We start from the raw sequence: 2,388 nt of genomic DNA, 5'->3' as shown, positions 1-2,388 counted from the left end.
CCCCAGATGGCCACCATGGTCAAGGTCAGCCCGAAACTGCCGCTCGTCGCGGCCATCGCGACGTAGACCACCGCAACCAGAAGATAGGCAAACGGCATGACGCGCCGCGCACCCAGTCTGTCGATGACGCCGTCGAGCAGAGCAGCGGTGCCGAAGCCTATACCGTAGGCAAGCGCCGCCAGGCCATTGGCGCTCACCGGCTGTCCAAGCCCGACATGAAGATGGTCGCCGAGATAGCCATAGACGCCGTAGAAAGAAGTCATGAAGGCGGCGCACGCGACCAGCAGCGGCAGGATTCCGGGAATGCCGAGCGCTTCCAGCGGGGCGGGCGCCGGTCCGGCCTTCCTGGTGTCGCTGAGCGACGTCGCCGTCAGCCCCATCCATGCAAGGGCCGCAAGCACCGCGACCGCTGCGAAAACGGCGCGCCAATGCACAAGATCGGCAAGCACGGCCGAAAGCGAAACGCCGGCCACCATGCTGAGCGTCCATCCGGTCAGCACGACGCCGATCGTGCCGCTCTCCCTGCCCGGTGGGGCGATGGCCGCGGCGCTGGCATAGATCGCGGGCATGGCGATGCCGGCAGCGATGCCGGCGAGTAACTGTGCCGCGACCAGCATGATCACCGTGGGTGCGACGGCACTCGCAACCAGCGCCAGTGCCAGCAGCAACAAAGCCCCCTGCAGCATCCGGCGGGCGCCGAGCCGGTCGATGTAGCGGGCCAGGAACAGGGCGCTTGCGGAGGTGCCAAGGCCGAACGCTGCCGCCGCAATCATCACGGCCGGCACGCTGGTGCCGAACGACGAGGCGACAGCCGGTGCAATCGGACCCAGCACTAGCGAGTTCGAGCCGATGACGGCGATGCAGCCCGTCAGCAGATAGGCAAGCGCCGGGATCGGGGCTCGGGCAGTCAATGGCGCAACTTGATCAATGTTCGACATATCAGCATAATGGCCGTATTCTATTCAGCGGAGAACCAGGAATTTCGCCATGGATGAAGAAACAGATGGCATTCTGCAGAACAGGCCCGCGGCCCGCGATCTCGACGCGATAGACCGAAGAATATTAGGTGTCCTGGTCGATGACGCCACGATCAGCTACGCCGAACTCGGCGATCGCGTCGGCTTGTCGCCACCCGCAGCGCATGAGCGGGTCAAACGGCTCCGTCGCAGCGGCGCCATCCGCAACACAGTCGCCATAATCGATCCCCGGGCGGTGAAAAAGCCTTTGCTTGCCTTTGTCCATATCGACACCAGGGGCTGGGGAAAGACGCCGGAACTGATGGCGGTCTCCCAATATCCCGAAGTCGAGGAGATCCATACGGTCGCCGGTGATACCTGCATGCTGCTGAAGGTCCGCACGGAAGACACCAGAGCACTCGAAGGCCTTTTGGCGCGCCTGTACGAAACGCCGGGGGTCACCTCGACGCGCAGCTATGTGGTGTTATCGACCTATCTGGAGCGGCCGGTGCAGCCGGGCATTACCGAGACATGGCCGACACCGAAGCATATGGCCGAGCCTCTGTACTAGGGACGTGGGCTACGCCCGCTCGGGGAACATCGCCTTCAATCCCTCGCGCGATGCCTTGGCAACGCCGCGCTCGGTGATCAAGCCGGTGACCAGCCGCGCCGGCGTCACATCGAAGGCCGGGTTGGCCGCAGGCGTCGTCTCCGGCGAAATGCGCACCTGGGCAATCTCGCCGGCGGCGGTCTTGCCCCAGACCAGCGAGACCTCGTCGGCCGAGCGCTGCTCGATCGGGATCTCGGCCAGTCCGTCATGCACGGTCCAGTCGATGGTCGGCGACGGCAGTGCGACATAGAACGGCACATCATTGTCGGCGGCGGCGAGCGCCTTGAGATAGGTGCCGATCTTGTTGCAGACATCGCCGTCGGCCGTTGTGCGGTCGGTGCCGACGATGACCATGTCGATTGCGCCGCGCTGCATCAGATGGCCGCCGGCATTGTCGACGATCAGTGTGTGCGGCACGCCGTGCCCGGCCATCTCCCAGGCGGTGAGCTGTGCGCCCTGGTTACGCGGCCGCGTTTCATCGACATAGACATGGACCGGAATGCCGGCTTCTGTGGCCAGGTAGATCGGCGCCGTGGCGGTGCCGTAGTCGACCGTGGCCAGCCAGCCGGCATTGCAGTGGGTCAGGATGTTGACCGGTTCGCCCTTCTGCTTGCGCGCCGCGATCGCCTTGATGATGGCAAGACCGTTCTCGCCGATGGCGCGGTTGAGACCGACATCTTCGTCGGCGATCTCACTGGCCCGCCGATAGGCAGCTTCGGCGCGCTGTTCCGATGGCACGGGGCGCAGGAAGCGCCGCATCTCGTCGAGCGCCCAGCGCAGATTGATCGCCGTCGGCCGCGTCTCGTGCAGGGTCTCCCACAC

The 2,388-nt window shown here is 65.2% G+C and carries 3 protein-coding genes; 1 reads left to right on the top strand and 2 read right to left on the bottom strand.

Annotated elements, in window-relative coordinates; translation table 11 throughout:
* Positions 1 to 938: MFS transporter (locus tag EN750_RS29650; RefSeq protein WP_145968030.1), on the bottom strand; the 938-nt coding region annotated here is incomplete at its 3' end.
* A gap of 49 nt (positions 939 to 987) precedes the next feature.
* On the opposite strand from EN750_RS29650, the gene EN750_RS29645 reads away from it, so the two are divergent.
* Positions 988 to 1,527 carry an Lrp/AsnC family transcriptional regulator gene (locus EN750_RS29645; protein ID WP_127320961.1) on the top strand — a complete coding sequence of 180 codons (540 nt, stop codon included), beginning with the start codon at positions 988 to 990 and terminating at the stop codon, positions 1,525 to 1,527.
* 9 nt (positions 1,528 to 1,536) lie between these two features.
* Here the strand turns inward: EN750_RS29645 and mtnA are convergent.
* Positions 1,537 to 2,388 (bottom strand): S-methyl-5-thioribose-1-phosphate isomerase (mtnA, locus tag EN750_RS29640; protein WP_127398869.1); only part of this gene is annotated, 852 nt, incomplete at its 5' end.

This window comes from Mesorhizobium sp. M7A.F.Ca.ET.027.03.2.1 (genome assembly GCF_003999175.1).
GTDB lineage: Bacteria > Pseudomonadota > Alphaproteobacteria > Rhizobiales > Rhizobiaceae > Mesorhizobium.
The sequence above is the reverse complement of the archived record's forward strand: the minus strand, read 5'-3'. Positions and strand labels throughout refer to the sequence as shown.

What these genes read in the sequence shown, in the direction of transcription:
- EN750_RS29645 (WP_127320961.1), top strand. Translation starts at nt 988, where the DNA reads ATGGATGAAGAAACAGATGGCATTCTGCAGAACAGGCCCGCGGCCCGC.